Raw genomic sequence first — 23,995 nt, forward strand, 5'->3', positions numbered from 1 at the left:
GGCCCGCGATGGGAAGGGTTGCGCGGCGAAACTAATCTCCGGCGCTGTAGAATGCTTTCACGAAGTAGAGCCCGTGGGGCGGGGCGTTGAGGCCGAGCGCCTGCCGGTCGCGTGCCGCCAGTGCTTCGGCGATGCGGTCCGGCTGCCAACGACCCATGCCCACGAGCGCGAGGCAGCCGACCATGCTGCGCACCTGGTGGTGGAGGAAGCTGCGGGCTGCCGTCTCCACGATCACGTGCTCGCCCTCTCGCCGCACGTCGAGCCGGTCGAGCGTCTTCACCGGGCTCGCCGCCTGGCACTGGACCGAGCGGAACGTCGTGAAGTCATGCAGCCCAACGAGGGCCTGCGCCGCCTCATGCATTGCCGCCGCATCGAGCGCGGGGCCGACGTGCCAGGCGCGTCCGGCTTCGAGCGTCAGCGGCGCGCGGCGGTTGACGATGCGGTATTCGTAGGCGCGGCCGATGCAACTGAACCGCGCGTGCCAGTCGTCCGGCACCACCTCGCAGGCGATCACGGCTACCGGCGCAGGGCGGAGGTGTGCGTTGAGCGCCTCCATGAGCCGGAACGCGTCGATGGCCTTTTCGATCTCGAGGTGTGCGCGCATCGCCAGCGCGTGGACCCCGGCATCGGTGCGACCCGCGGCGGCCATGGTGACCGTCTCGCCGGTCACCGCCAGCACCGCCTCCTCGACGGCCTGCTGCACGCTCGGCGCGTTGGACTGCCGCTGAAGACCCGCGAACGGGCCGCCGTCGAATTCAAGGGTCAACGCAAACCGGGTCAACCGATCAAGGTCCCCGCCGGGATGGGCTTGCCGCGCAGAAAATCCTCCACCGCCATCGCCGGCTTTCCCGCGCGCTGGATGCGTACGGGGCGAAGCGCTGCAAAGCCGCAGCCGATCGCCAGCGCGTCGTCGAGCGTGGTGCCCGGCTTGCCCTCGCGCGCGACGACCTGCGCCTTGAGCACCTTGATCCGCTCGCCGTCGAGTTCGAACCACGCGCCCGGAAACGGGGCGAGCCCGCGTACCTTGCGCTCGATCGCCTCGGCATCGCCCGACCAGTCGATCTTCGCTTCGGCCTTGTCGATCTTGGGCGCGTAGCTCGCTTGGCCATCGTCCTGTGGGATGGCGTGGAGCATGGGCAGGTCGATCAGCGTGCCGACCATCAGCTGCGCGCCGATCTCGGCGAGTTCCTCGGTCAACTCGCCCGCGGTCTTGTCGTCGATCGGGGTGCGCGCGGTGGCAAGCATCGGGCCGGTGTCGAGCCCGGCCTCCATCCGCATGATCGTGACCCCAGTCACCTGGTCGCCCGCCATGATCGACCGCTGGATCGGCGCCGCACCGCGCCAGTGCGGCAGCAGGCTGGCGTGGACGTTGAGACAGCCGAGCTTCGGGATGTCGAGCACCGCCTGCGGCAAGATCAGCCCGTATGCCGCCACGACCGCGAGGTCCGGCTCGAACGCGGCGAGTTCGGCCTGCGCTTCGGACGACCTGAGCGAGACCGGAGACAGCACCGGGATATGGCGGATTTCCGCCTCTACCTGCACCGCGCTCGGCTGCAGCTGCTTGCCGCGACCCGCGGGGCGGGGCGGCTGGGTATAGGCCGCGACGACGGTATGCCCCGCATCGTCGAGCGCGGCGAGCGTCGGCACAGAAAAGGCCGGTGTTCCCATGAAGACGATTCTCATTTGGGGCGCATAACCGGACGACCAACCTTTCGCGTAGGGACCGCAGCCCCTATCTTCCGCCCCATGGCATCGCAAGAGATCGAGACGCTGGCCGGTGCGCTGGCCCGCCTGCCCGGCCTCGGCCCGCGCAGCGCGCGGCGGGCGGTGCTGTGGCTGGTCAAGCGGCGCGAGACCGCGCTGCGCCAGTTGGTCGAAGCGCTGTCCGAAGTGCAGGACCGCCTCGTCGAGTGCACGACCTGCGGCAACGTCGATACCACCAACCCTTGCGGCATCTGCGCCGACCCGCGCCGCGACCAGCGTGCTCTGTGCGTGGTGGAGGACGTCGCCGACCTGTGGGCGCTCGACCGGGCGAAGCTGTTCACCGGGCGCTATCACGTTCTCGGAGGGCGACTCTCGGCTCTGGATGGTGTGGGGCCGGAAGATCTGTCGATCGGCCCGCTGATCGAGCGCGTCGCCAAGGGCGGGGTGGACGAGGTCGTGCTGGCGATGAACGCCACGCTCGAAGGCCAGACCACCGCGCACTACATCGCCGAGCGGCTGGAGGGCTTTCCGGTGCGGATCACTCAGCTCGCCCATGGCCTTCCGGTGGGCGGCGAACTCGACTACCTCGACGAGGGGACGCTCGCCCAGGCCTTGCGCGCACGCCGGCCAGTGGGGTAGCCTTCGTCCCGGCAGGCAGGCGGGGACTGGGAACGTGGCAACGACTTCGCAACCGATCCAGCCGATCCATCCGCTCTGGTATCTGTTCTGGGGTGCCTTCGTTCTTACGACGGTCTATTTTCTCCTCGATTCAGCGGCCGACGTCATCGCGCCTGAGTTGCAAGACGGGGCGACAACGTTCAATCGGTTGGTCTGGTACATCGGGCACGCGCTTGTCGCTGCGCCGATCCTTCTCATTGCGCCGTTTCAGTTCATTCCCGGATTGCGGCGATCGCGGCCCGAGGTCCACCGATGGCTTGGGCGATTTTTCTTGGCAGGCTGCATGATCGCAGGATTGCTGGGGGCTTACCTCGGCGCGACGCTCTATCTGCCCGGATCGCGCGTGCCGTTGACGATCCTCGGCCTGCTGTGGTTCGCGTTCGCGGCGATCGCGTGGCAGGCCGCTCGTCGATGCGACTTCGTGAACCATCGACGCTTCGCGATCCGCGCATTCGCTCTCGGCGGGGCTTTCGTGTGGGTACGGCTCATCGACCGGGTGCAAGGCGATGTCTTTGCGTTCATGCCGAGCGAGGACCTGCAGGAAACCACCAAGGAGTGGCTCACCCTGATCCTGCCGATCCTCGTAACGGAGGCGTGGCTCAACTGGGGGCCGACGGCACGATCGCTTTTCGCACCGAAACGCGCGCGCCGCCCGGTCGGTTGACGCCGCTCAGTTGGTGAGCGGCATCTCGCCGAGGATCGTCTCGGTGTGGAGGGCGCATTTCCAGTCGCCGTCCTCGCGGACCCATGTGCTCGAATCGACACATTTGAGGTCCATCGCCTGGCCCTTCATGTCGCCCTTCTGGTGCACCTTGTAGGCGATGATGGCGACGTCGTCCGACGGCTGGACGACCTGCACGTCGCTCAGCTCGAACGATTTGAGGTTCCATTGGCCTTCCTCGGTCATCGCCTCGTATTTCGCGGGGTCGATCGCCATCGCACCCATCGGGCCGGTGACAATTCCCTCCCTGGCAATCATCCCGGCGGCGGTCCTGGAGTCCTTGTCGACCATGGTTTGCCAGAAGCGGTTTTCGAGTTTCTCGATTTCGGCTGTGTTGCTCATCAATGCGCTCCACTCGTTCGGATACGCTTGGGCAATCGCTGTGGGCGGGCGGCGGTTCCTTGCCGAATCCCGCGTGCGGCACTATCTGCCGCATATGGCTATCCGTGAAATTCTCGAAGTGCCGGATCCCCGGCTCAAGACCGTATCTACCCCCGTCGAGGCGTTCGACGACGAGCTGAGGACGCTCGTCGAGGACATGTTCGAAACCATGTACGATGCGCCCGGCATCGGCCTCGCGGCGATCCAGGTCGGCGTGCCCAAGCGAGTGCTCGTGATCGACCTCCAGCCCGACGACCCGGATGCCGAGCCCGAGCCGTGCAACCACGACGGGCATCATCATCATCACCAGCCGACGAAGAAGGAACCGCGGGTCTTCGTGAATCCCGAAATCCTCGATCCGGCCGAGGACCTGGCGACCTACCAGGAAGGATGCCTCTCGGTCCCCGACATCTACGCCGATGTCGACCGGCCGGCGACCTGCCGCGTGCGCTGGCAGGACCTCGAGGGCAAGGTCCACGAGGAGCAGATGGAGGGCCTGATGGCGACCTGCATCCAGCACGAGATGGACCATCTCGAAGGGATCCTCTTCATCGACCACCTCAGCCGCCTGAAGCGGCAGATGGCGCTGAAGAAGCTGCAGAAATTGCGCGCCGCCTGATCCTGCGGAAAATCGCGAGACCGGGCTTTCCTACATTCCACGTTCCGGCTATGTTCTAGCCGATGGATATCGTTTCTGCCGTTCTGATCGTGGTCGCGCTCGTGGCGGGCTTGGCCCTGGGCTGGTTTTTCGGCGGTCGCCCCGTGGCGGACTGGAAAGCCCGCCATGCCGAGCGCGATGCCGAGGCAAGGGACCATGCCGAGAAGGTCGCGCGGATGGCGCCCGAGCTTGCGACGATGAGCGAACGGGCGGCGCGCGCCGATGCGCTGGCGGCCAGCCTCGATGCCGCGCGCGACGAACTCACCGGGTTGAAGGCGCAGGCGGCCGGGTTCGCCGAGCAAAAGCGTTTGCTCGAGGAAAGCCGTGCGAATTTACTCAAGGAATTCGAGAACACCGGGGCGAAAGTGCTCGGCGCGGCGCAGGAAAAGCTGCTCGCCGCAGCCGCCGAGCGGATGGGCCATTCGGAAAAGGCGTCGGAGGAAAAGATCCGCGCGCTGCTCCAGCCGGTCGGCGATCGGCTCAAGGCGTACGAGGACCAGGTGGCATCCCTCGAGAAGCAACGCGTGGACGGCTTCGGCCAGCTTACCGGCCTCATCGAATCGATGAAGGCGGGCCAGGAAGAGGTCCGGCGCGAGGCGGCACGGCTCGGCAATTCGCTGACCAACGCGCCCAAGGCGCGGGGCCGCTGGGGCGAGCGGGCGCTGCAGAACGTGCTCGAACAGTGCGGCCTGTCCGAACACACCGACTTCGACCTCGAGCACTCGATGGACACCGACGAGGGTCGCTTGCGGCCCGACGCGATCGTCCGCGTGCCCGGGCAGAAGAAGCTGGTGATCGACGCCAAGGTCTCGCTCAACGCCTACCAGGCCGCGTTCGAGGCGGATAACGATGCCGATAAGGCGCGGCACCTCGAACTCCATGCGCGGGCCATGAAGAACCACGTCCAGACGCTGGGCGCGAAAAGCTACCAGAGCCAGTTCGACGAGGCGCCCGACTACGTCGTGATGTTCGTGCCCGGCGAGCACTTCGTCGCCGCCGCGCTCGAGGCCGATCCCGAACTGTGGGATTTCGCGTTCCGCAACAAGGTGCTGCTGGCGACTCCCACCAATCTCGTGGCGATCGCGCGCACCGTCGCGCAGGTCTGGCGGCAGGACACGATCGCCCGCGAGGCGGTGGAGATCGGACGCGCCGGGGCCGAGCTCTACGATCGGTTACGGGTAGCAGCGGATCACTTGAAGGGCGTTGGCGTCAATCTTGATCGCGCGGTTCGCAAGTATAATGATTTTGTGGGCAGCTTTGAACGCAATGTTCTCACGTCTGGTCGCCGCCTTGCTGAAAAGGGCATCGAGATCGGCAAGCGTGAGATCGAAGAAGTGCCGCTGGTGGAGGCGGCGCCGCGCTATGTCGAGGCTGGTGAGACGGAACCCGCGCAGCAGGATTAGGTTGTTTCCTCGGGCACTTGGCCGCTACGGATGAGGCGATGAGGATACCTGGAACCAGAACCGCGGCGCTCGCGCTGCTCGCCGTCCTTGCCGCGTGCAGCCAGGAAAACGCGCCGTCGGAGACCATACGCGACGCCACCGACGAGGTCGTCGAAAAGGTCGAAGGAACGGCTCCGGCGAAGCTTGCCCAGGGGGCTTACGCCCCCCGCGAAGACTGCGGTCAGAAGCCGGGGGCCGAAGAGTTCCGGGCGGCGCTCGTCACCGCGATTCAAGCGAAGAATGCCGAGCAGCTCATTGCGCTCGCCGCGCCCGATGTCGTGCTCGACTTCGGGGGCGGGGCGGGCACCGCCGAGCTGCGGAAGCGCCTCGCGGACAGCAAGTCGGGCCTGTGGAGCGACCTCGCCGAACTCACCACGCTCGGTTGCGGCGTCAATGCAGAGGGTGGGGTGACCATCCCGTGGGTCGCCGCGCAGCCCCTAGCGGATGTCGAAACGGCCATGGAGATGCTGGTGACGGGCGAAGGCGTGCCGCTGTGGCGAGCCGCCGCTGACGACGCGCCGCAACTCGCATCGGTCTCGTGGGATTTCGTCACGCTCAGTGCGGGATTGCAGCCAGACGCGGAATTCCAGAAGGTCGAGACCCGCGACGGGAAAGCGGGCTACATCGCCAGCGACAAGCTGCGCAGTCCGCTGGATTACCGGATCATCGCCTCGAGCCGCGACGGCAAGTGGAGCTTCACCAGCCTCGTCGCCGGGGACTAGTCGCCGATCGCCGCCAGCACCTCATAGGCCAGCACAGCGGCCGCGACCGCAGCGTTGAGGCTGTCGGCGCGGCCCTTCATCGGCATCGTTACGCGCAGGTCGCAGGCCAATTCGTAGTCCCCGGGCAGTCCCCGCGATTCGTTGCCGACAAGGACGAAGCACGGGCGCGCGTAAGCCGCGCCGCGATAGGGCACCGCATCGCGGAGCGACGCCGCTACGAGCTGGCCCTCGCCGCCGCGCAGCCACGGCAGGAATTCGTCCCACCGCGCCTGCGCGATCGGGACGGTGAAGACCGCGCCCATGCTCGCGCGCACGGCCTCGACCGAGAAAGGGTCCGCGCAGTCGTCGATGAGCACCAGACCGCCCGCGCCGACGGCATCTGCGGTGCGGAGCATGGTGCCGAGGTTGCCCGGATCGCGTAGCGCCTGGGCGACGAGGACCAATGGCGCGCTGGTCCGGTCCAGCGCCGCCAGGCCGGTGTCCCACTGGTCGAACATTCCCGCGACCGCCTGCGGATTGTCCTTGCCGGTGATCTTGCCGAGGATGTCGCCGCTGGTTTCGATCACCTCGCCGCCGGCCGCCAGGACATCGGCTTCGAGTGCCGCGAGCAGCGGGTGATCGTCGCGGCCCTCGGCCATGACCAGTGTCCGCGGCAAGTGTCCCGATTCGCGAGCGTCGGTGAGGAGGCGCAGGCCTTCGGCGAGGAACTGACCCGATGCCTTGCGATGCTTCTTGTCGCGCAGGGCCCGGAGAGCCTTGACGGTGGGATTGGAAAAGCCGGTGATCGTGCGCCGGCCGGTCGCCGGCATCAGTCTTCCCCGAAGCCGTCGTCGATCATCGCGCAGAGCTGGGCGAGAACGGCATTGGCGTCGCTGCCGCTGACGATAACGTCGACCGCGTCGCCCTTCGCCGCTCCGAGCATCATGAGGCCGAGGATCGAGCCGCCGACCGCCTCGTTGCCGTCCTTCGTGACCACGACCTTGCAATCGGCCGGCAGCGCGGCGACCGCGTTGACGAACTTGGCGCTGGCGCGGGCATGGAGGCCGCGCTGGTTGACGATGGTGCAGGTGCGCCGAACTTCGTTCGCACCTCTCACAGAGCGGCCTTCTTCTTGAGGCAGGCGTCGGCTGAGAGGAACTCGGAAGCGATGGTGATGTAGTTCTTTCCCGCGTCGCGCGCGGCGGACACCGCGGCGGTGACCGGCAACGACTTGCGCGCACCGGCAAGGCGGATGAGCATCGGCAGGTTGATCCCCGCGATCACCTCGACCCGGCCCGCATCGAGAAGCGAGATGGCGAGGTTCGAGGGTGTTCCGCCGAAAAGGTCGGTGAGGATGATAGCGCCTTCGCCTGAATCGACCTTGCGAATCGCCTTGGCGATCTCGTCGCGGCGGCGCTCCATGTCGTCGCTGGGGCCGATGCAGATGGTCGCGATCGCCTCTTGCGGGCCGACCACGTGCTCCATCGCGCTGACGAATTCCTCGGCCAAGCGACCGTGGGTGACCAGGATCAGTCCGATCATGTGAAAAGAATGCTCTGCCTGCGAGAAGGTTGCGAACCGTTGGCCGGTTTTGCAGCGCCCGTTTGTTGCGGGTTCGTCATGCCTGCGGCTGCCCTTCGAGCTGGTCTGCGGCGCGCGAACCCAGATTGCGATGCACGACAGTGGGCGAAAAACCCTCTCCGCGCAAGGCCTCGGCGATGGCCTCGGCGGTATGGACCGAGCGATGCCGCCCGCCGGTGCATCCGAACGCGATATTCACGTAGGTCTTTCCCTGCGATCCGTAGCGCGGGAGCAGCATCAGCAGTAGGTCGCGAATCCGGCCGAATGCCTCGTCCCACGCCGGGTCCTTGCGAATGAATTCCGCCACAGGACCGTCGAGCCCGGTCTGAGGCCGCAACTCGGGATCCCAATGCGGGTTCGCAAGGAAGCGCATGTCGAATACCAGGTCGGCGAGCGGCGGCATTCCGCGCGAAAAGCCGAAGCTAGAGACGGTTACCGTCATCCCCGCGGCGGGATCGTCGGCAAAACGGTCGCGGATCGCCTGCTGGAGGTCGCTTGCCGACAGCGCGCTGGTGTCGATCACCGCCTCCGCCCAGCGACGCATCGGCTCCATCAGTTCGCGCTCGGCCTGGATGCCTTCGATGACGGGGCGGCCCTGCGCCATCGGGTGGCGGCGGCGCGTCTCGTTGTAGCGCCGTTCGAGTTCCGCCCCGCTACAGTCGAGAAACAGCGTGGTGATCGCGAGGTCGGATCGCTCGGCGAGCTTCTTCGCGCGGTTGATGACATCGTGGGGTACGAATCCGCGGGTGCGCGAGTCGAACCCGATCGCGAGCGGCGGGCGGGACTCCCCCTCGGGCGGAATGGCCGCGCCGACAAGTCGGTCGAGCAGGCGGATCGGGAAGTTGTCGATCGCCTCCCACCCCAGGTCCTCCAGCACCCGCAATGCGGTAGTCTTGCCCGCGCCGGAGAGGCCGGTAACGAGGATCACGCGCTGGCGGGCTGGATCGGGCGGGGGATCGAGTGTCACGGCGCGACTTGTGACTCCTTCCGGGCGGGAAGGGAAGCGCGGCGCTCAATCCGCCCCAAGCCGGGGCAGGCCGTGGAGTCTGAGCGCGTACTCCGCGCGCAGCACGGCGGCCGCGCCGCGCACGTCGAAGTCGAGAACGGGGATTGCGACTCCGACAAGATCGGCCGAGGCGGCGCCTTCGACGAAGCGCGGCGGATCGTCGGTTGCGCGCAGGACCAGCGCGACCGGTGCGGACATCGCGGGCACGGTGGCGATGCCCACGCCCCTCACCTCGATCAGGCCAGCGGTCGCGGGCGGAGGCGAGGCCCACAGCGCACCGCCGCGCACTTCCAGCGCGACACCGTCATCGCCCACGAGCACGGCGCCTCGATCGATCAGCGCCAGCGCCAACGTCGTCTTGCCCGCGCCCGCATGTCCCTCGATCAGCACCGCGCGACCGTCGATCGCCACCGCGGTCGCCTGGTAAAGGATCACCGCCGCGCCGCCGCGTCGGGATCGGGGATGGTCAGCATCATGCACGCGCCGCTTGCTCCGTCGGCGCGCGATTCGGCGATCAGCGTGCCGTCGTGCGCCTCGGCGATGGTGCGCGCGATCGCGAGGCCGAGGCCGCTGTGCTGGCCGAACCCTTCGCTCTCGGGTCGATCCGAGTGAAACCGGCGAAACACCTTCTCGCGGGTCTCTTCCGGAATGCCCGGGCCGCGGTCGCAGACGGTCAGCGTCACGAGGCCGTCGAGTCTCTCGATGGCGAGGTCGATCGACGCACCAGGAGGCGAAAACGACACGGCATTGTCGAGCAGGTTGTCGATCACCCGCTCGAGCCGGACCGGAACGCCCATCACCCGCGCGCCGCCCGCAGGCCAGGCCATCGCGACCGGCCGGCCTGCGTTCTCGTCGCGCGCCTCGCGCCGGCCGACGATGTTCTGCGCCAGGGCCACGAGATCGATCGATTCGAACGTCGCGCGCGAAAGCTCGGCATCGATCCGGCTCGCTTCGGAAATCTCGCTGACGAGGCGATCAATCCGCCGCACATCGTGCGCGGCGATCGCGTTGAGCTGCTCGCGCAGCGCCGTATCCTTGACCGTCGCGAGCGATTCGACCGCGCTGCGCAGGCTGGCGAGTGGGTTCTTGATCTCGTGCGCAACGTCGGCGGCGAAGTGTTCGACCGCATCGATCCGGTGGCGCAAGGTGTCGGTCATGTCCGCGATCGCGCGGGCGAGCTGGCCGATCTCGTCGCGGCGCATCGGCAGCCGCGGCACCTCGACCTGGCGTTCGCGCCCCTGCCTTACGCGGTTCGTCGCACTGGCCAGCATCCGCAGCGGACTGACGATCGTGCGCGCCATGTAGAGCGACAGCAGCGTCGACATGACGAGCGCGAGCAGCACCGCCGAGATGAGCGTGGTTCGGGCTTCACGCACCTGCAGAGTGATGTCGACCGCGTTGCGGGTGGTCAGCAGGCTCGCCCCCCGCAGGCCGACCGGGGTGGCGGTGTTGATCACCGGGGTGCCATCGCTCGCGTCGCGGAGCTGGATACGCGTAAGGTTCTCCTCGCGCGCGCGCTTCAATTCGGGCCAGGCGTCCGCGTTCGTTTCGTCCGGCTCGGCATAATCGATGATCGGATCCGCCCCGACGACGGTGTCGACCGCGCGGTCCATCCAGCGGGCGAGGTTCTCCTGCCAGGTTTCGTCGCCGGGCTTGTCGAACGCAAAGCTCGGATCGGCGAGCTGGAAGCTGTCGGCCCACAGCATCCCCTCGGAATCGAACATGCGCAGGCGCATCTTCTGTTCCTTGCCGATCTGGACGAGCAGCGCCTCCTGCCGCTCGCGGCTGGCGCCCGCCAGCGCCTCGGCGGTGATCTGCGCCTCGACCCTGGCGAGCATGTAGCGCTCGTCGAGCAACTGCTTGCGGTAGCTGTCGAGGTAGAACACCCCGCCGCCCAGTAGCAGCAGCGGCAGCAAATTGATGATCAGGATTCGCGGGGTTAGCGACAGGCGCCCGCCGGGAGTGAAGCGCCCGATCCCCGCCGGCCCGTCAGCCACGACGCGGATCACCCATCGGCAAAACTGTAGCCTGCGCCATAGAGCGTTTCGATCGCGCCGAATTCGCGGTCCACACTGCGGAACTTGCGGCGCATTCGCTTGATGTGGCTGTCCACCGTACGGTCGTCGACGAAGACGTCGTCGGGATAGGCGGCGTCCATCAACTGGTTGCGGCTCTTGATGACGCCGGGGCGCTGGGCGAGCGCTTCGAGGATGAGGAATTCGGTGACGGTGAGCGAAACCGGGCGGTCTTCCCACGTCACCTGATGGCGCGCCGGGTCCATCCGCAACCGGCCGCGCTCGATCACCTGGCCGGGCTCCGCCGCACCGGGTCCTTCGGTCAGGTCGGCCGCACCGCTTCGCTTCAGGATTGCGCGGATGCGGGCGATCAGCAGGCGAAGCGAGAAGGGCTTGGCAATGTAATCGTCGGCGCCGAGTTCGAATCCGGCCTCCTCGTCCTCCTCGTCGTCCTTGCTGGTGAGGAAGATGATCGGCAGCGCGGAGTGCTGGTCGCGCACCCGGCGCAGGAGCTCCATGCCATCCATCCGCGGCATCTTGATGTCGAACACGGCAAGGTCGGGCGGGTTCTCGCTGATTGCCTTGAGCGCAGCCTCGCCATCCGAATAGACGCGGGTCGCGTACCCTTCGGCCTGCAGCGCGATCGAGACGGTAGTCAGGATGTTCCGGTCATCGTCCACAAGGGCGATGGTGGTGCGGTCGGACGTATCGGTTCCTCCGCCGGAAAACGGCTCTGTGGCATCGGCCTGCATGGCCGTTTGCCTAGCCGCTGGGAACGCGCTCGGCAACGCGCCAATGCTGCGTCTTGAGGGCGCACAATAATTCGCATCTCCGCTACGCCTTGCGCGGGTTTGACGGGAATCGGATTGCCGACTATGCGCCGGGCCAACGAGCCTGCGCATTCGTATGCACGACAGCACGAAAAGCGCGGAGCCAGCTTGACCGTTTCAGAGCCTGGAGAATCTGTTTGACCGCCGTGCTTGCCCACTCCCTGTCCGAACAGGGCCTTGCGACCGACGCTCGCATCAAGGCCAACCTCGGTACCGCCGCCCTGGTCGAAGAAGCTCTGGCCAAGCGCGAAGGTCACCTGACCAAGGACGGCGCTCTGCTGGTCGATACCGGCAAGTTCACCGGGCGCAGCGTGAAGGACAAGTTCGTCGTGCGCGATGCGACGACCGAGACCTCGATCAACTGGGGCACGATCAACCAGCCGATGACGCCCGAACACTGGGCGAACCTCAAGGCCGATTTCCTCGCCCACCTGAAGGGTCAGGAAGAGCTTTACGTCGCCGACCTGTTCGGCGGCAGCCAGCCCGAATACCGGGTCAACGTGCGCGTTATCAACCAGATGGCCTGGCACAACCTTTTCATCCGCACGCTGCTTGTCCGCCCGACGACCGACGAACTGGCGGGCTTCGTGCCCGAATACACGATCATCAACCTGCCGAGCTTCAAGGCCGACCCGGAGCGTCACGGCAGCCGCAGCGACACCGTGATCGCGGTCAACTTCACCGAGAAGCTGATCCTGATCGGCAACACCGAATACTCGGGCGAGATGAAGAAGGGCGTATTCGGCCTCCTGAACTTCCTGCTGCCCGCGCAGGGCGTGATGCCGATGCACTGTTCGGCCAACATCGGCGCCGACGGCACCAGCGCGATTTTCTTCGGCCTCTCGGGCACCGGCAAGACCACGCTCTCGGCCGATGCGAGCCGCACGCTGATCGGCGACGACGAGCACGGCTGGTCGGACACCGCGATCTTCAACTTCGAGGGCGGCTGCTACGCGAAGATGATCAACCTCTCGGCCGAAGGCGAGCCGGAGATCTACGCGACGACCAAGATGTTCGGCACGATCCTCGAGAACGTGACGATGGATCCCGAAACCCGCGAACTCGACTTCACCGACGACAGCAAGACCGAGAACACGCGCGGCGCCTATCCGATCGAGTTCATCCCGAACACGAGCGAAAAGAACCTCGGGCCGCCTCCCTCGAACGTGATCTTCCTCACCGCCGATGCCTTCGGCGTGCTGCCTCCGATCGCGCGGCTCACCCCCGACCAGGCGATGTACCACTTCCTCTCGGGCTACACCGCCAAAGTTGCCGGTACCGAGATCGGCGTGACCGAACCGACCGCGACTTTCAGCACCTGCTTCGGCGCCGCGTTCATGCCGCGCCACCCCAGCGTGTACGGCAACCTCCTCAAGAAGCGCATCGCCGATGGCGGCGCGACCTGCTGGCTCGTCAACACCGGCTGGTCGGGCGGCAAGGCGAGCGAGCCGGGCATCAAGCGGATGCCGATCAAGGCGACCCGCGCGCTGCTCAACGCCGCGCTCGACGGCAGCCTCAATGACGCCGAATTCCGCAAGGATCCCAACTTCGGGTTCGAGGTTCCGGTCAGCGTGCCGGGCGTCGACGCGAAGTTGCTCGACCCGCGCGCCGCCTGGGCGGATGCGGAGGAATACGATCGGACCGCGCACAAGCTGGTCCAGCTTTTCGTCGACAACTTTGCCCAGTTCGAAGAGCACGTCGACCAGGGCGTCAGGGATTCCGCTCCGCAAGCGGCCTGACGCACCTCACCAGTTGGAGAGGAGAGCCTCGTTCAGGGGCCCCGGATGAAAGCCCCGGCCGGGAAACCGGACCGGGGCTTTTTCTTGCCTAGCGGGGTTACGGTGCAGGAGTCTGCGGTTCCGCGCCGCTCGCTGCCTCGATATCCTCGGTCGGCACGACCAGCGACGCGACGTCGATTTGGGTGCCTTCGGACTTGTCGGAAAGGACGGCGATCGCCGCCTTCGCCTGGTTGGCGAGGGAGCCGCCGTGCGCAGCTGCGGCGACGGGCTGCAAAAACGTGCGGGCCAGTTCGATCTTCCCTTCGCCCGCCAGCATCAGCCCGGCCTCGAACGAAAGGCCGAGGTCGAACGGCGCCAGCTGCGAAGCGCGCTCGAGCGCATGTCGAGCACTTTCGGGAGGGGCCACGCCCTGCATCTGGAACACGCGATAATAGTGGATCAGCGGCATCGGGTGGTCGGCCTCGATCCCGTTCAGCGCGGTGAACGGAGCCATCGCCCGCTTGTACGCGCCCGCGCGATCGTCGCTGTCCTCGGCTTGGCGAAACAGCGCGAACCCCTTCTGCACATAGGCATTGGCGACACCCGGGTTGGCGGCGATCGCGCGATCCGCGGCCGCGACCGCTTCAGCATCGTTTCCGACATCGAACTCGGCCTCGGCGAGGGCAGCCTGGACCTCGGCATCAGTCGCGAACGGCTGGGCTGAGGTGCGGGCCAGGGCAAGCACCTCTTTCGCAGTCTCCTCATCTACCCCGCGTCGCGAGCGGATGATCGCGGGCATCATCTTCGAATGCCCTACGCTGAGCCGCGTCACGGTTACGGGTCCGGTCGAAATGCGCTCGGGCTTTGCGACGATCATCATCATCCGACGCTGGCGCAGGTATTTCTGCAGATCTGTCGAAAGAACCGAGAGATCGCCGAACGCCGCGCGGGCCGCATCGAGGGGTGGCTTGCCGGCCGCAAATTCGCGCAGGTATTTGCCGATCTGGCCGGTCCGCTCCGGTACGAACATCAGGTAGTGATAGAGCAGCCACGACTGGCCGTAGAACGAATCGTACCGGCGCGACTTGCGCTTGGCGTACTCGGCTTCATCGAGCAATTCCTCGATCGTCAGCGAATCCGCGTTGAACAACTCGTATCCGCGCGACTGGTTCGGCTTGCCGATCTGCACTCCGCCATTGTCCATGAATGTCGCGGAAGAATAGAACTCCGCCGCGCCCTCGCTCACCCAACGTGGCATCGGCGAGCGTGATGCAGACAGCAGGAAGTGGTGCGAATATTCGTGCATCAGCGTCGACATGGCCGGATCCGGCTCGCCCCGGGTGGATCGCATATCCGGCACGAACGCCACGGAAGCGCCCGCGCGGGGAACGTAGAACCCCTGAAGGAAACGGCTGGTGGTGCCGGCCAGCGACTGCACATCCTTCGCGTCGCCCACCGCGTAAACCGTTACCCGGTTCGACGGGCTGGGCTTCGGGTATTTGAAGCCGGTGGCAAATTCCATTGCCGAGCGATAGCGTTCGAGCATCTCGGCGAACTTGCGGATATCCTTTTCGCCGTCGTCGGCATAAATGACGAAGTGTTCGCTTTCCGCCTTGTGCCATTCGGCGGCAGCCGGTGTTGCGCACCACGCGATGATTAGTGTCGCTATACCCCTGATCTTCATTTGCGCCCCCACAGAAGGGGCCGAGTATTGCGTCAGGTTGTGTAATCGGCAAGTGCGAATGAGTAGCGCAGCTATTAACTCTTGGCGATCGCAATATAGCGATCGACTGTTCGGGCGAGCACGTCCAAGGGCACGTTGCCGCCGTCGACCACTGCCTGGTCGAAGTCCTTGAGGTCGTAGCGGCTGCCGAGTGCGGCTTGCGCTTTCGTACGCTGGCGGACGATCTCGGAGTGACCGGTCTTGTAGGCGCAGGCCTGGCCCGGCCACGAGCAGTAGCGATCGACTTCGCTGGCGACCGAACCGGGGTTGTCGCCGTTCTCGTTGACGAAAAAGTCGACGCCCTGCTGACGGGTCCAGCGCTTGTGGTGGAGGCCGGTGTCGACCACGAGGCGGCAGGCGCGGAACGCCTGGCTCTGCAGGTAGCCAAGGCGCCATTGCGGGTTGGCATCGTAGGCGCCGAGTTCGTCGGCGAGCTGCTCGGCGTAAAGCGCCCAGCCTTCGCTGAACGCGCTGAACGACAGGATCGAGCGGATCAGCGGCAGCTTGTTCGAATACTCGCCTTCCCAGATGTGGCCGGGCACCATTTCGTGATGCGTCAGCGTGGGCAGGTCGTACTTGCGGTGGAGGTCGGTCGAACCGAGGTTGATCCACATCCGCCCCGGAATCTTGCCGTCCTTGCTGCCAGCGCCGCCGTAGGCTCCGGGGCCGCCCGGTTCTTCGGCGAGGGGCAGGCGGCGCACCTCCATGTTGGGGTTCACCACGGTGTTGAACGCGCGCGGCATCTGCGCCTTGATCCACGTCAGCCGCTCGTTAATGAAAGCCATGATTTCGGCGCGGCCGGGATCGCCGTCCTTGAACTTGTAGCGCGGGTCTTCGGCCAGTTGCTTCATCCGCGACCCGACCGAGCCTTGCGCGTAGCCCGCGCCCTGCAGAAGCGTGTCCATGCGGGCGTGGATTTCAGCGAGTTCGCTGCGGCCGATGGCGTGGATCTCATCAGGCGTCAGGCGTGTCGTCGTCGCGGCGCGCAGGCCCCAGGCGTACCATTCGTCGCCGCGCGGCTGGCTCCACATGCCGGGGTCCATGTCGGCGACGGCACGCTGGGCCTTGAGTTCGGTGAGCTGGCGGTCGAGCGCGGCGGCGATTGGCACGGTCAGTGCGCGGGCACGCGGCCCCCATTCGCCCTGAATGTCCTTCGTTCGGCCCGTCAGCCCGGTCACGTACGTGCCATCGGGTTTGCGGGCATCGGCGATTGAGCTTTCCATCGCCGTGATCGCCTTGTCGAGCAGGAAGCCCGGCGGGACGAGGCCCTTGCCGCGCGCGTCGCGGATTCGGCCGAGCTCGCCATCGAGCACACGGGGAATCTGCTTGAGCCGCGAAAGGTATGCCTCGGCATCGTTGCGATCGCGCACCGGATGGTCGGCGTCCATGAAGCGCGGCAGGTCGAGATAGGCGCCGACGTTCTGGATCACCGCGTAGGGCGAATTGCGCCAGCCGCCCACCGATACATCGCCATAGGGCAATGCAAACCCGTCGAGCGCGGTGGCGTATGCGCTCTCCACCACTTCGAAGCTGGTGCGGGTCGCCGGATCGAGCGCGCTGGTGTCGACCGCGCGGGCCCGGGCAAGGTCGGTCCGAACCGTGTCGGCGAGCGCACGCTGGCCCGCGGCGGAGGCATCGCCCAAACGGCCGCGCAAGTACGCCTTGTCGCCCACGTCGATACCCTGACCGGTTGCGGTCGTCGGATTGTGCTCGATCAGGTTCCACGCGATGTCGTCGAGCAGTGCCGTCGGCGAGAGCGCGGGGCCGCTCGCGGCGGGTAGCGTCTTGCACCCGGCGAGCGCGAACGCGGAAGCGCCGCCAAGCCCGGCGAGGGTCTGGCGGCGCGTTAGTTGGTTTTGAAACGATGTCATCTGCGCGATGTGCGCGACAGCGCGAGGGCTGTCAAATGCGCTAGTCGAGCAGGTTGGCGGGAACCTTGCCGCCGTTGCGAGACAGTTCGTTCATGACCTGGCGGTGCAACCACACGTTGTCCTCCGCAGTGCCGGAATAGTCTTCGCGGCCCATCTCCTGCGCGAGAGCCTTGCGGCTGTCGTAGTCGGAATCGATTCCCAGCAGCTTCATCAGGTCGACGATGGAAGTGCGCCAGTTGAGGTGGTCGGCGCCGGGCATGTTGTCGAGGTTGTTCTCGATGTCGATGACGGGCGGGGTGGTGGCGGCGCCGCCGGTGCCGCGACCGAAACCGGCATCGGCGGGGGCCGGGCTGGGCGGAGCCGAGCCCGGAGCTTGCGTGGTGTCCACCGTGGGCGACGGGGCGGGGGTGGGCGCGGCATTGGCCTTGCCGAAAATCGCGTCCCTGATCTTGCCGAAAATGCTCATCGGACCTGTACTCCCAAGTGGTGGGCGGAATAGGTCCGCCTCCATGAAAGGAGAACCGCCGGAAGCGCGGGCTGTTCCGCCGTCCTGCCGCGCGCTAGGACCGGCACATGCTCTCGACCGTCCTCTCGATCCTCGTCCTCGCCGCGATCGCCCTTGTCGGGGGCGCGCTGTGGCTGTGGCGCAAGCCAGGGATGCGGCGGCAGGCCATGCTGATGCTGGTGCTGGCGGGGATCGCCGCGATCAACGTCGCGATCTGGACGCTGCCCGACGATGAGGGGCGCTCACCGGCCGGGCAGCTAAGCAACCGGTAGGATCGGGCCTCCCGGTCGCCGTTGGAAGGCGCGTTACTCGGGCAGCTCCCAGCGAACGGCATTGCTCCATGTCCCGGGCACCTTGGTTCCGGTCTCGTCTTTCGCCGGATCGAAGCGGGCCCGCTGGGTAACCAGCGCGCAGGTCGCCTTATCGAGTTCGGGATGCCCGCTCGAAGTGGTGATCGTGCAACTGTCGACCCGTCCTGTCGCTCCTATGTCGAGCTTGAAGCGGGTGGTGCCGGTCATCTCGCGATTGATCCAGTTCGAGCGGTAGTCGTTGACGGTGACCCACGCACCCGGGTTGCCGCGCGGCTTGGCTGTCACGGCGGCGAAAGTCGGAAGGGCCGAAGGGCCTGGTTGCGGAACGGGGCCGGGGATCACCCTGGGGATCAGGTCGGGTGTGGGAACGATGATCGGCGTGGTATCGATCGCGGGCTTGAACGGACTGACGTCGATCGGTGGTTTCGGCGCGACGATGACCGGATCGATTGCCGATTGCTTCGGCTCCGCGACGGGATCGGGCGGCGGGGGCGGTAGCGGGACGGTGACGTTGATCGCGTCCGGATTCTCGATCGTCTCGATAATCTCGCTGAAGCTCAGACCAGTCACGAGCGCGTATCCGATAACCGCGTGGATCGCGATGACCCCTGCCACGGGGCCGGGGCGATCCTTCCAACTCGTTTGGTGCAGGTAGGCCATATCGAGTCTCCTCTCTCGATATGCAATGATACAACGTCACATACGTTCTGCAAGCGATTTCTTGTTGCGAAGCGCCACCGTTCGAAGCGGGTCAGCGGATCGGGCAATCCGGCGAGAGACGGAAGTCGAGGTATTTATCGACCGACAGCATCATGTCGTCGACTTCGTGCTCGAAGAAATGGTTCGCGCGCGGGATCTCGTCATGGTGGATGGTGATGTGCTTCTGCGTGCGCAGTTTTTCGACGAGTTTGCCGACCGAGCTCGGCTGGACGACCGTGTCCTGCGCGCCGTGCACGAAGATGCCGCTTGCCGGGCACGGGGCAAGGAAGCTGAAATCGTACATGCTGGCCGGGGCCGAGACCGAGATGAAGCCGCGCACTTCCGGGCGGCGCATCAGGAGCTGCATCCCGATCAGCGCGCCGAAGCTGACGCCGGCGACCCAAGTGGTCTGCGCCTCGGGGTGGATCGACTGGACCCAGTCGAGCGCCGAGGCGGCATCCGAGAGCTCGCCCACGCCGTTGTCGAAGCTGCCTTGGCTACGGCCCACGCCGCGAAAGTTGAAGCGCAGGGTCGCGAAGCCGCGGTCGACGAAGGTCTTGTAGAGGCGCTGGACGATCCGGTCGTTCATCGTACCCCCGCCGTGCGGGTGCGGATGGAGGATCATCGCCACCGGCGCGCGCGGGCGCGGCGGCGGGCTGTAGCGGCCTTCGAGGCGGCCTTCGGGGCCGGGAAAGATCACTGAGGGCATGAAATCGCCTTGTCCGGAATCGTTTGCGCGAGGCACGCTGGCGCGCCGCGAGTGGGCGGCTATATAGGGTCGAAGGCACAAATCGCAATCGTGACGAAAATCCCTCGCGTCTATCTCGACCATGCAGCCACTACGCCGCTGCGGCCAGAGGCGCGCGCGGCGATGGAGCAGGGCTTCACGTCGTGGGCCAATCCCTCCAGTCCGCATGCCGAGGGACGCAAGGCTCGCCACCTGCTCGAGGGCGCGCGCGAAAGGGTGAAAGCGGCGCTCGGCTGGCAGGGCGAAGTAATTTTCACCTCGGGCGCAAGCGAGGCGGCGGAGCTGGCGCTGGACGCGGCCAACGCGGTCCACGACATCGTCAGCGCGGTCGAGCACGACGCGGTGTTGCGCGGCGACCGGCCGGAATGGACCCTGCCGGTCCGGCCCGACGGTGCGGCGGACCTCGTCGCGCTGTCGGCCGAAAGCCGTCCGTCCGACTTGCTCGTCGACGATCCGGAGAACCGCTCGCTGGTCGCGGTCCAGCACGTCAATTCGGAGACCGGCAATCGCCAGCACATCGGCTTTGCGGCGGAGGTCGTCCACGACAACGGGGGGTTGCTGCTGGTCGACTGCGCGCAGAGCGCCGGCAAGTTCGAGCTCCCGCAGATGGCCGACATGGCCATCGTCTCCGCGCACAAGTTCGGCGGGCCGGTGGGCGTGGGCGCCTTGCTGGTAAAGGATTTTGCCATGTTGCATCCCGATGGCGGGCAGGAGCGCGGCTACCGGCGGGGGACCGAGAACCTGCCTGGTGTGCTCGGCATGGCCGCCGCGCTCGAGGCGTGCGGCGATCCGTATATCGCGCCCGATGTGCTGGCCCCGTTCGATGCTTTCGCGGACGAGGTCCGGGCAAGTGGCGGCGAATGGCTGAGCGACCGCTTGTCCGATCCGACGCCCTTTATCTGCGCCATCGCCATGCCGCGCCTGTCGGCGCAGGCACAGCTCATGCGGTTCGACATGGCGGGGATTTCGGTGAGCCAGGGTTCGGCGTGTTCGTCGGGCACGATGAAGCGCAGCCACGTCCTCACCGCGATGGGCGTGCCCGACGATGTGGCCGACCGGACGATCCGCGTCAGCTTCGGCTGGACGACGACCCGCTCCGAGGTTGAGCAGTTCTGCGAGGTGTGGCTGGATATGGCGAGTCGATGACCCAAGCCCGCCAACTCTCTGATGTCACCCCGGACTTGTTCCGGGGTCGGTGCTGCCTTTCGGATGCCCTGCCTCAACGAAGCACCGGCCCGGAACAAGTCCGGGCTGACTGGCTGTTGGGGGAGCGGTCGTGATCTACCTCGACTACCAGGCCACCACGCCGCTCGCGCCCGAGGCGCGCGAGTCGATGCTCCAGTGGCTCGGGGGGCCGGACAGCGAGACCTTCGGCAACCCGCATTCGCCGCACCGCATGGGCCGCATGGCGCGGGCCGCGATCGAGGTGGCGCGAGAGCAGGTCGCCGCGCTGCTGCCGCCGGCCGGGCGGGTGATCTTCACCAGCGGCGCGACCGAGGCGCTCAACCTCGCGATCCGTGGCACCGGTGGATTCGCAGCGGTTTCGGCGATCGAGCACGCGGCTGTTCTCGATACCGCGCGCGGTGCGCAGGTCCTCGGGGTGGATGAGCAAGGCGTGTGCGACCCGGGACAGGACGTTGGGTCGGATACCGATCTCGTCGCGGTAATGCAGGTCAACAACGAGATCGGCACCGTCCAGCCACTCGCACAATGGAGCGCGACGGCGCGCGAAGCGGGGGCGTTGCTGCTGGTCGACGCGGTGCAGGCCTATGGCAAGCTCCCGGTCGAGCACGGCGACCTGATCGCGATCAGCGCGCACAAGTTCCACGGTCCCAAAGGGGTCGGCGCGCTGTGGGTGCGCGACGGCGTCTATCTTGCCGAACAGCAGACCGGTGGCGGGCAGGAGCATGGGCTTCGTTCGGGCACTCTCAGTCCCGCGCTCATTGCCGGGATGGGGGCGGCGGCGGCGCTCGCGAAAGATCGCATGGCAGCGGATGCCGAACACGTCGCATCGCTGTGGGATCGTTCGGGCGAACTGTTCGCCGATTGGGAGCTCAACGGCAGCGCTTCGGCACGGTGGTTCGGCAACCTCAATATCCGCAAGGAAGGCCTCGACGTGGCGCGCCTGATCAGCGATTGCCGCGACGTGATGTTCTCTGCCGGAAGCGCTTGCGCCAGCGGCTCGGGCCGCCCGAGCCACGTCCTCAAGGCGATCGGCCTGTCCGATGCGCAGGCGAAGAACTCGATCCGCCTCGGTTTCGGGCGCTACACGACATTGGCCCAGATCGAGGAGGCGGCAGCCACGATCAACGCCGCGGCGAACGCGCAATGAGCAGTGCGGGGATCAAGGTCACTTTCACCGACCCGCGCGGCAAGAGCGTCGAAGCCGAAGCCGAACCCGGCGACAACCTGCTCCGCCTCGGCCAGGCGCACGGTCTCCCGCTCGAGGGGACGTGCGAGGGCCAGATGGCCTGTTCGACCTGCCACGTCATCGTCGCCAGCGAATGGTTCGACCGCCTGCTGCGCGCGAGCGAGGAGGAAGAGGACATGCTCGACCTGGCCGCCAGTGCTTGCCGCACGAGCCGCCTTGCCTGCCAGATCGACCTGACGCCCGACCTCGACGGGCTGGCGGTGCGCGTGCCGGGCGACGCGCACGACGCTCGTCGACTGTAGTTGGCTGCCGCGCAAAAACACCTGTGCTCCGATCCGAACGGGGTTAAGCACCCATCAGCATTTTCTTCCGGGGGACCGACTTATGCGCCGTGCCTATGCCATCCTGCTCGCCGCTGCGCCTGTCGCGCTCGTCCATTTCGCACCCGCCGCCATCGCGCAGGAACAGGTCGCCCAGACGCGCGATTCCAAGCTGACCGCATGGTTCGATGCGAAGTACGAAGAGGCGCTGCAGAACAGCCCGCTCGGCCTGACCGGGCTCGGCCGCAAGCAGCGGTATGGCGAGATCGACGACATGTCGCTCGCCGCCGCCGACGCGGAACTCGCATGGCAAAAGGCGTCGGTCGAGGAACTGAAGCGCACTTTCGACTACGCCAAGCTCTCGGACAGTGACAAGCTGTCGTACGACATCTTCGTGCAGGGCTACGAGCAGGCAGCCGCGGCCCGCAAGTTCCGCGACAGCAATTATGTCTTCACCCAGATGCAAGGCATCCACACCGCGCTGCCATCGCTGCTGATTTCGCAGCACCGGGTCGATACCCGCAAGGACATGGTCGACTATATCACCCGTGTCGCGGCCATCGGGCGTGCGGTCGATCAGCTGACCGACATTGCCAAGGCGCGCGCGGCGGATGGCGTGCGGCCGCCCTACTTCGCCTATGATATCGTCACTGCCGAAGCGAAAAAGCTTGCCGCGGGCGCACCGTTCGATAGCGGCCCCGACAACGCCGTCTGGGCCGACGGCAAGGCCAAGATCGCCGCGCTCGCCGCCAAGAATCTGATCTCCGCCGAAGATGCCGCCGCGCTCGAGGCGTATCTCAAGGAATCGCTGACCGGCCGCTACGCAGAGGGCTACCGCAATCTCGTCGCCTTCATGGAAAGCGACCGGCCCAACGTATCCAAGGTCACGACAGGAGTCGGCGCGCTCAAGGACGGGCAGGCTTACTACGCGCAGATGCTCAAGAGCCGTACCACCACCGACATGACGCCGGACGAGGTCCACCAACTCGGACTGAGCGAAGTGACGCGCATCCAGGCCGAGATGCTCGCGATCAAGGACAAGGTCGGCTTCAAGGGCGACCTCAAGGCGTTCTTCGAGCATGTCCGGACCAAGCCCGACAACTACTACCCGAACGGCGACGAGGGCGCGAAACAGTATATCGCCGATGCCGACGCTGCGATCCGCAAGATCGAGCGCCAGTTGCCGCAGTATTTCGGCCTGCTGCCCAAGGCGGCGCTGGAAGTACGCCGCGTCGAACCGTTCCGCGAGCAGCCGGGCGCCGCGCAGCATTATCGCACCGGCACGCCCGACGGCTCGCGCCCCGGCATCTACTACGCGCACCTGTCGGACATGAGCGCGATGCCCAAGAATACGCTCGAGGCGATCGCCTATCACGAGGCGCTGCCGGGCCATCACATGCAGCTGTCCATCGCGCAGGAGCTGACCGGCGTGCCCGAATTCCAGAAGCGCTCGTTCAATGGCGCCTACATCGAAGGCTGGGGGCTTTATTCCGAGAAGCTCGCGAAGGAGATGCCAGGCACCTACACCGATCCGTATTCGAACTTCGGGCGACTGAGCAACGAAGTGTGGCGCGCGATCCGGCTGGTGGTCGACAGCGGGGTGCACTCGAAGGGCTGGACCGAGGATCAGGCGATCGCCTATTTCAACGAAAACTCGGCCACCCCGCTCGAAACCATTCGCAGCGAAGTGCGCCGGTACATCGTCTGGCCGGGCCAGGCGACGACCTATAAAGTCGGTGAACTGCGTATCCTCGCGCTGCGGGCCGAGGCGGAAAAGGCGCTCGGCAGCAAGTTCGATATTCGCGCCTTCCACGATACGGTGCTTGGCGCCGGACCGCTCCCGCTGACCTTGCTCGACCGCCGCGTGCGCGACTGGATCGCGGCGGAAAAGAAGAAGGGCTGATCCCTGCTGTCCCCGCGCGAACCGGATTTCGCGCGGGGTGGCTGGCTCGATAGACCCGGAACCGTAATCCAGCCGCGAATCCGTCACTTGCGCGCGTCATTGCGTGCGA

At 66.4% G+C, this 23,995-nt stretch carries 26 protein-coding genes; 11 read left to right on the top strand and 15 right to left on the bottom strand.

The annotated features are described in order from the left end of the window. Positions 1-31: 31 nt before the first annotated feature. Together truA and fmt are read right to left on the bottom strand one after the other, a co-directional pair. Positions 32-781: a tRNA pseudouridine(38-40) synthase TruA gene (gene truA, locus ACWPMX_RS02860; RefSeq protein WP_455698538.1), complete on the bottom strand. Its 750-nt coding sequence runs from the start codon at positions 779-781 to the stop codon at positions 32-34. Beyond that, positions 778-1,683 carry a methionyl-tRNA formyltransferase gene (gene fmt / locus ACWPMX_RS02865; protein ID WP_455698539.1) on the bottom strand — a complete coding sequence of 302 codons (906 nt, stop codon included), beginning with the start codon at positions 1,681-1,683 and terminating at the stop codon, positions 778-780. Before fmt ends, truA begins: the two co-directional genes overlap by 4 nt. Before the next feature lie 63 nt (positions 1,684-1,746). Here fmt and recR point away from each other — a divergent pair, with 63 nt between their 5' ends. Continuing rightward, entirely contained in the window at positions 1,747-2,343 is a 597-nt protein-coding gene (recR, locus tag ACWPMX_RS02870; protein ID WP_455698540.1) for a recombination mediator RecR, read from the top strand. Between the two features lie 34 nt (positions 2,344-2,377). Beyond that, positions 2,378-3,046: a DUF2306 domain-containing protein gene (locus ACWPMX_RS02875; protein ID WP_455698541.1), complete on the top strand. Its 669-nt coding sequence runs from the start codon at positions 2,378-2,380 to the stop codon at positions 3,044-3,046. A 6-nt stretch (positions 3,047-3,052) separates the two neighbouring features. Here the strand turns inward: ACWPMX_RS02875 and ACWPMX_RS02880 are convergent, their stop codons facing one another. Continuing rightward, positions 3,053-3,445, bottom strand: coding sequence for a nuclear transport factor 2 family protein (locus tag ACWPMX_RS02880; protein WP_455698542.1), 393 nt, complete (start codon positions 3,443-3,445; stop codon positions 3,053-3,055). Positions 3,446-3,539: 94 nt separating this feature from the next. Between ACWPMX_RS02880 and def the strand changes: the two genes are divergently transcribed. The 3 genes from def (at position 3,540) to ACWPMX_RS02895 (ending at position 6,306) form a co-directional block, all read left to right on the top strand. Continuing rightward, positions 3,540-4,103 (top strand): peptide deformylase, encoded by a 564-nt coding sequence (gene def / locus ACWPMX_RS02885; RefSeq protein ID WP_455698543.1) that lies wholly within the window; start codon positions 3,540-3,542, stop codon positions 4,101-4,103. A 62-nt stretch (positions 4,104-4,165) separates the two neighbouring features. Beyond that, positions 4,166-5,545, top strand: a complete 1,380-nt coding sequence (gene rmuC / locus ACWPMX_RS02890; protein WP_455698544.1) for a DNA recombination protein RmuC — start codon at positions 4,166-4,168, stop codon at positions 5,543-5,545. Positions 5,546-5,583: 38 nt separating this feature from the next. Continuing rightward, complete coding sequence (locus tag ACWPMX_RS02895; protein ID WP_455698545.1) at positions 5,584-6,306, top strand: hypothetical protein; 723 nt, start codon at positions 5,584-5,586, stop codon at positions 6,304-6,306. Here the strand turns inward: ACWPMX_RS02895 and ACWPMX_RS02900 are convergent. The 7 genes from ACWPMX_RS02900 to ACWPMX_RS02930 all read right to left on the bottom strand — a co-directional run bounded on the left by ACWPMX_RS02900 (position 6,303) and on the right by ACWPMX_RS02930 (position 11,639). Further along, positions 6,303-7,115 carry a TrmH family RNA methyltransferase gene (locus ACWPMX_RS02900; RefSeq protein WP_455698546.1) on the bottom strand — a complete coding sequence of 271 codons (813 nt, stop codon included), beginning with the start codon at positions 7,113-7,115 and terminating at the stop codon, positions 6,303-6,305. The two genes, ACWPMX_RS02895 and ACWPMX_RS02900, sit on opposite strands and share 4 nt — an antisense overlap. After that, entirely contained in the window at positions 7,115-7,402 is a 288-nt protein-coding gene (locus ACWPMX_RS02905; RefSeq protein ID WP_455698547.1) for an HPr family phosphocarrier protein, read from the bottom strand. The genes ACWPMX_RS02900 and ACWPMX_RS02905 overlap by 1 nt, the downstream gene beginning before the upstream one ends. Further along, positions 7,399-7,827: a PTS sugar transporter subunit IIA gene (locus ACWPMX_RS02910; RefSeq protein WP_455698548.1), complete on the bottom strand. Its 429-nt coding sequence runs from the start codon at positions 7,825-7,827 to the stop codon at positions 7,399-7,401. The genes ACWPMX_RS02905 and ACWPMX_RS02910 overlap by 4 nt, the downstream gene beginning before the upstream one ends. Before the next feature lie 76 nt (positions 7,828-7,903). Continuing rightward, positions 7,904-8,833, bottom strand: a complete 930-nt coding sequence (gene rapZ, locus ACWPMX_RS02915; protein WP_455698549.1) for an RNase adapter RapZ — start codon at positions 8,831-8,833, stop codon at positions 7,904-7,906. Between the two features lie 45 nt (positions 8,834-8,878). Beyond that, positions 8,879-9,307, bottom strand: a complete 429-nt coding sequence (locus ACWPMX_RS02920; RefSeq protein ID WP_455698550.1) for an HPr kinase/phosphorylase — start codon at positions 9,305-9,307, stop codon at positions 8,879-8,881. Then, positions 9,304-10,869, bottom strand: coding sequence for a sensor histidine kinase (locus ACWPMX_RS02925; RefSeq protein ID WP_455698551.1), 1,566 nt, complete (start codon positions 10,867-10,869; stop codon positions 9,304-9,306). Before ACWPMX_RS02925 ends, ACWPMX_RS02920 begins: the two co-directional genes overlap by 4 nt. 8 nt (positions 10,870-10,877) lie before the next feature. Then, positions 10,878-11,639, bottom strand: coding sequence for a response regulator transcription factor (locus tag ACWPMX_RS02930; RefSeq protein ID WP_455698552.1), 762 nt, complete (start codon positions 11,637-11,639; stop codon positions 10,878-10,880). Positions 11,640-11,854: 215 nt separating this feature from the next. On the opposite strand from ACWPMX_RS02930, the gene ACWPMX_RS02935 reads away from it, so the two are divergent. After that, positions 11,855-13,456, top strand: a complete 1,602-nt coding sequence (locus ACWPMX_RS02935) for a phosphoenolpyruvate carboxykinase (RefSeq protein WP_455698553.1) — start codon at positions 11,855-11,857, stop codon at positions 13,454-13,456. A 97-nt stretch (positions 13,457-13,553) separates the two neighbouring features. On the opposite strand, the gene ACWPMX_RS02940 is transcribed toward ACWPMX_RS02935, so the two are convergent. From ACWPMX_RS02940 to ACWPMX_RS02950, 3 genes are all read right to left on the bottom strand, one after another. Then, the gene (locus ACWPMX_RS02940; RefSeq protein ID WP_455698554.1) at positions 13,554-15,119 is read right to left on the bottom strand and encodes a DUF1570 domain-containing protein; all 1,566 of its coding nucleotides are present in this window, start codon (positions 15,117-15,119) and stop codon (positions 13,554-13,556) included. A gap of 74 nt (positions 15,120-15,193) precedes the next feature. Next, on the bottom strand, positions 15,194-17,029 hold the full coding sequence (locus ACWPMX_RS02945) for a DUF885 domain-containing protein (protein ID WP_455698555.1): 1,836 nt from the start codon (positions 17,027-17,029) through the stop codon (positions 15,194-15,196). 40 nt (positions 17,030-17,069) lie between these two features. Next, entirely contained in the window at positions 17,070-17,495 is a 426-nt protein-coding gene (locus ACWPMX_RS02950; RefSeq protein ID WP_455698556.1) for a DUF3597 domain-containing protein, read from the bottom strand. Positions 17,496-17,602: 107 nt separating this feature from the next. Between ACWPMX_RS02950 and ACWPMX_RS02955 the strand changes: the two genes are divergently transcribed. Next, a complete protein-coding gene (locus ACWPMX_RS02955; protein WP_455698557.1) occupies positions 17,603-17,806 on the top strand; it encodes a hypothetical protein in 204 nt (67 codons plus the stop codon). A gap of 33 nt (positions 17,807-17,839) precedes the next feature. Here the strand turns inward: ACWPMX_RS02955 and ACWPMX_RS02960 are convergent, their stop codons facing one another. After that, entirely contained in the window at positions 17,840-18,505 is a 666-nt protein-coding gene (locus ACWPMX_RS02960) for a TonB family protein (protein WP_455698558.1), read from the bottom strand. 91 nt (positions 18,506-18,596) lie between these two features. Next, positions 18,597-19,253, bottom strand: coding sequence for an alpha/beta hydrolase (locus ACWPMX_RS02965; RefSeq protein WP_455698559.1), 657 nt, complete (start codon positions 19,251-19,253; stop codon positions 18,597-18,599). 90 nt (positions 19,254-19,343) lie between these two features. Between ACWPMX_RS02965 and ACWPMX_RS02970 the strand changes: the two genes are divergently transcribed. From ACWPMX_RS02970 to ACWPMX_RS02985, 4 genes are all read left to right on the top strand, one after another. Further along, positions 19,344-20,438 carry a cysteine desulfurase family protein gene (locus ACWPMX_RS02970; protein ID WP_455698560.1) on the top strand — a complete coding sequence of 365 codons (1,095 nt, stop codon included), beginning with the start codon at positions 19,344-19,346 and terminating at the stop codon, positions 20,436-20,438. Between the two features lie 130 nt (positions 20,439-20,568). After that, the gene (locus ACWPMX_RS02975; protein WP_455698561.1) at positions 20,569-21,624 is read left to right on the top strand and encodes a cysteine desulfurase family protein; all 1,056 of its coding nucleotides are present in this window, start codon (positions 20,569-20,571) and stop codon (positions 21,622-21,624) included. After that, a complete protein-coding gene (locus ACWPMX_RS02980) occupies positions 21,621-21,965 on the top strand; it encodes a 2Fe-2S iron-sulfur cluster-binding protein (RefSeq protein ID WP_455698562.1) in 345 nt (114 codons plus the stop codon). The genes ACWPMX_RS02975 and ACWPMX_RS02980 overlap by 4 nt, the downstream gene beginning before the upstream one ends. A gap of 82 nt (positions 21,966-22,047) precedes the next feature. Beyond that, complete coding sequence (locus ACWPMX_RS02985; RefSeq protein WP_455698563.1) at positions 22,048-23,886, top strand: DUF885 domain-containing protein; 1,839 nt, start codon at positions 22,048-22,050, stop codon at positions 23,884-23,886. Positions 23,887-23,995 lie beyond the last annotated feature (109 nt).

The sequence above is a fragment of the Tsuneonella sp. HG094 genome (assembly GCF_053819285.1).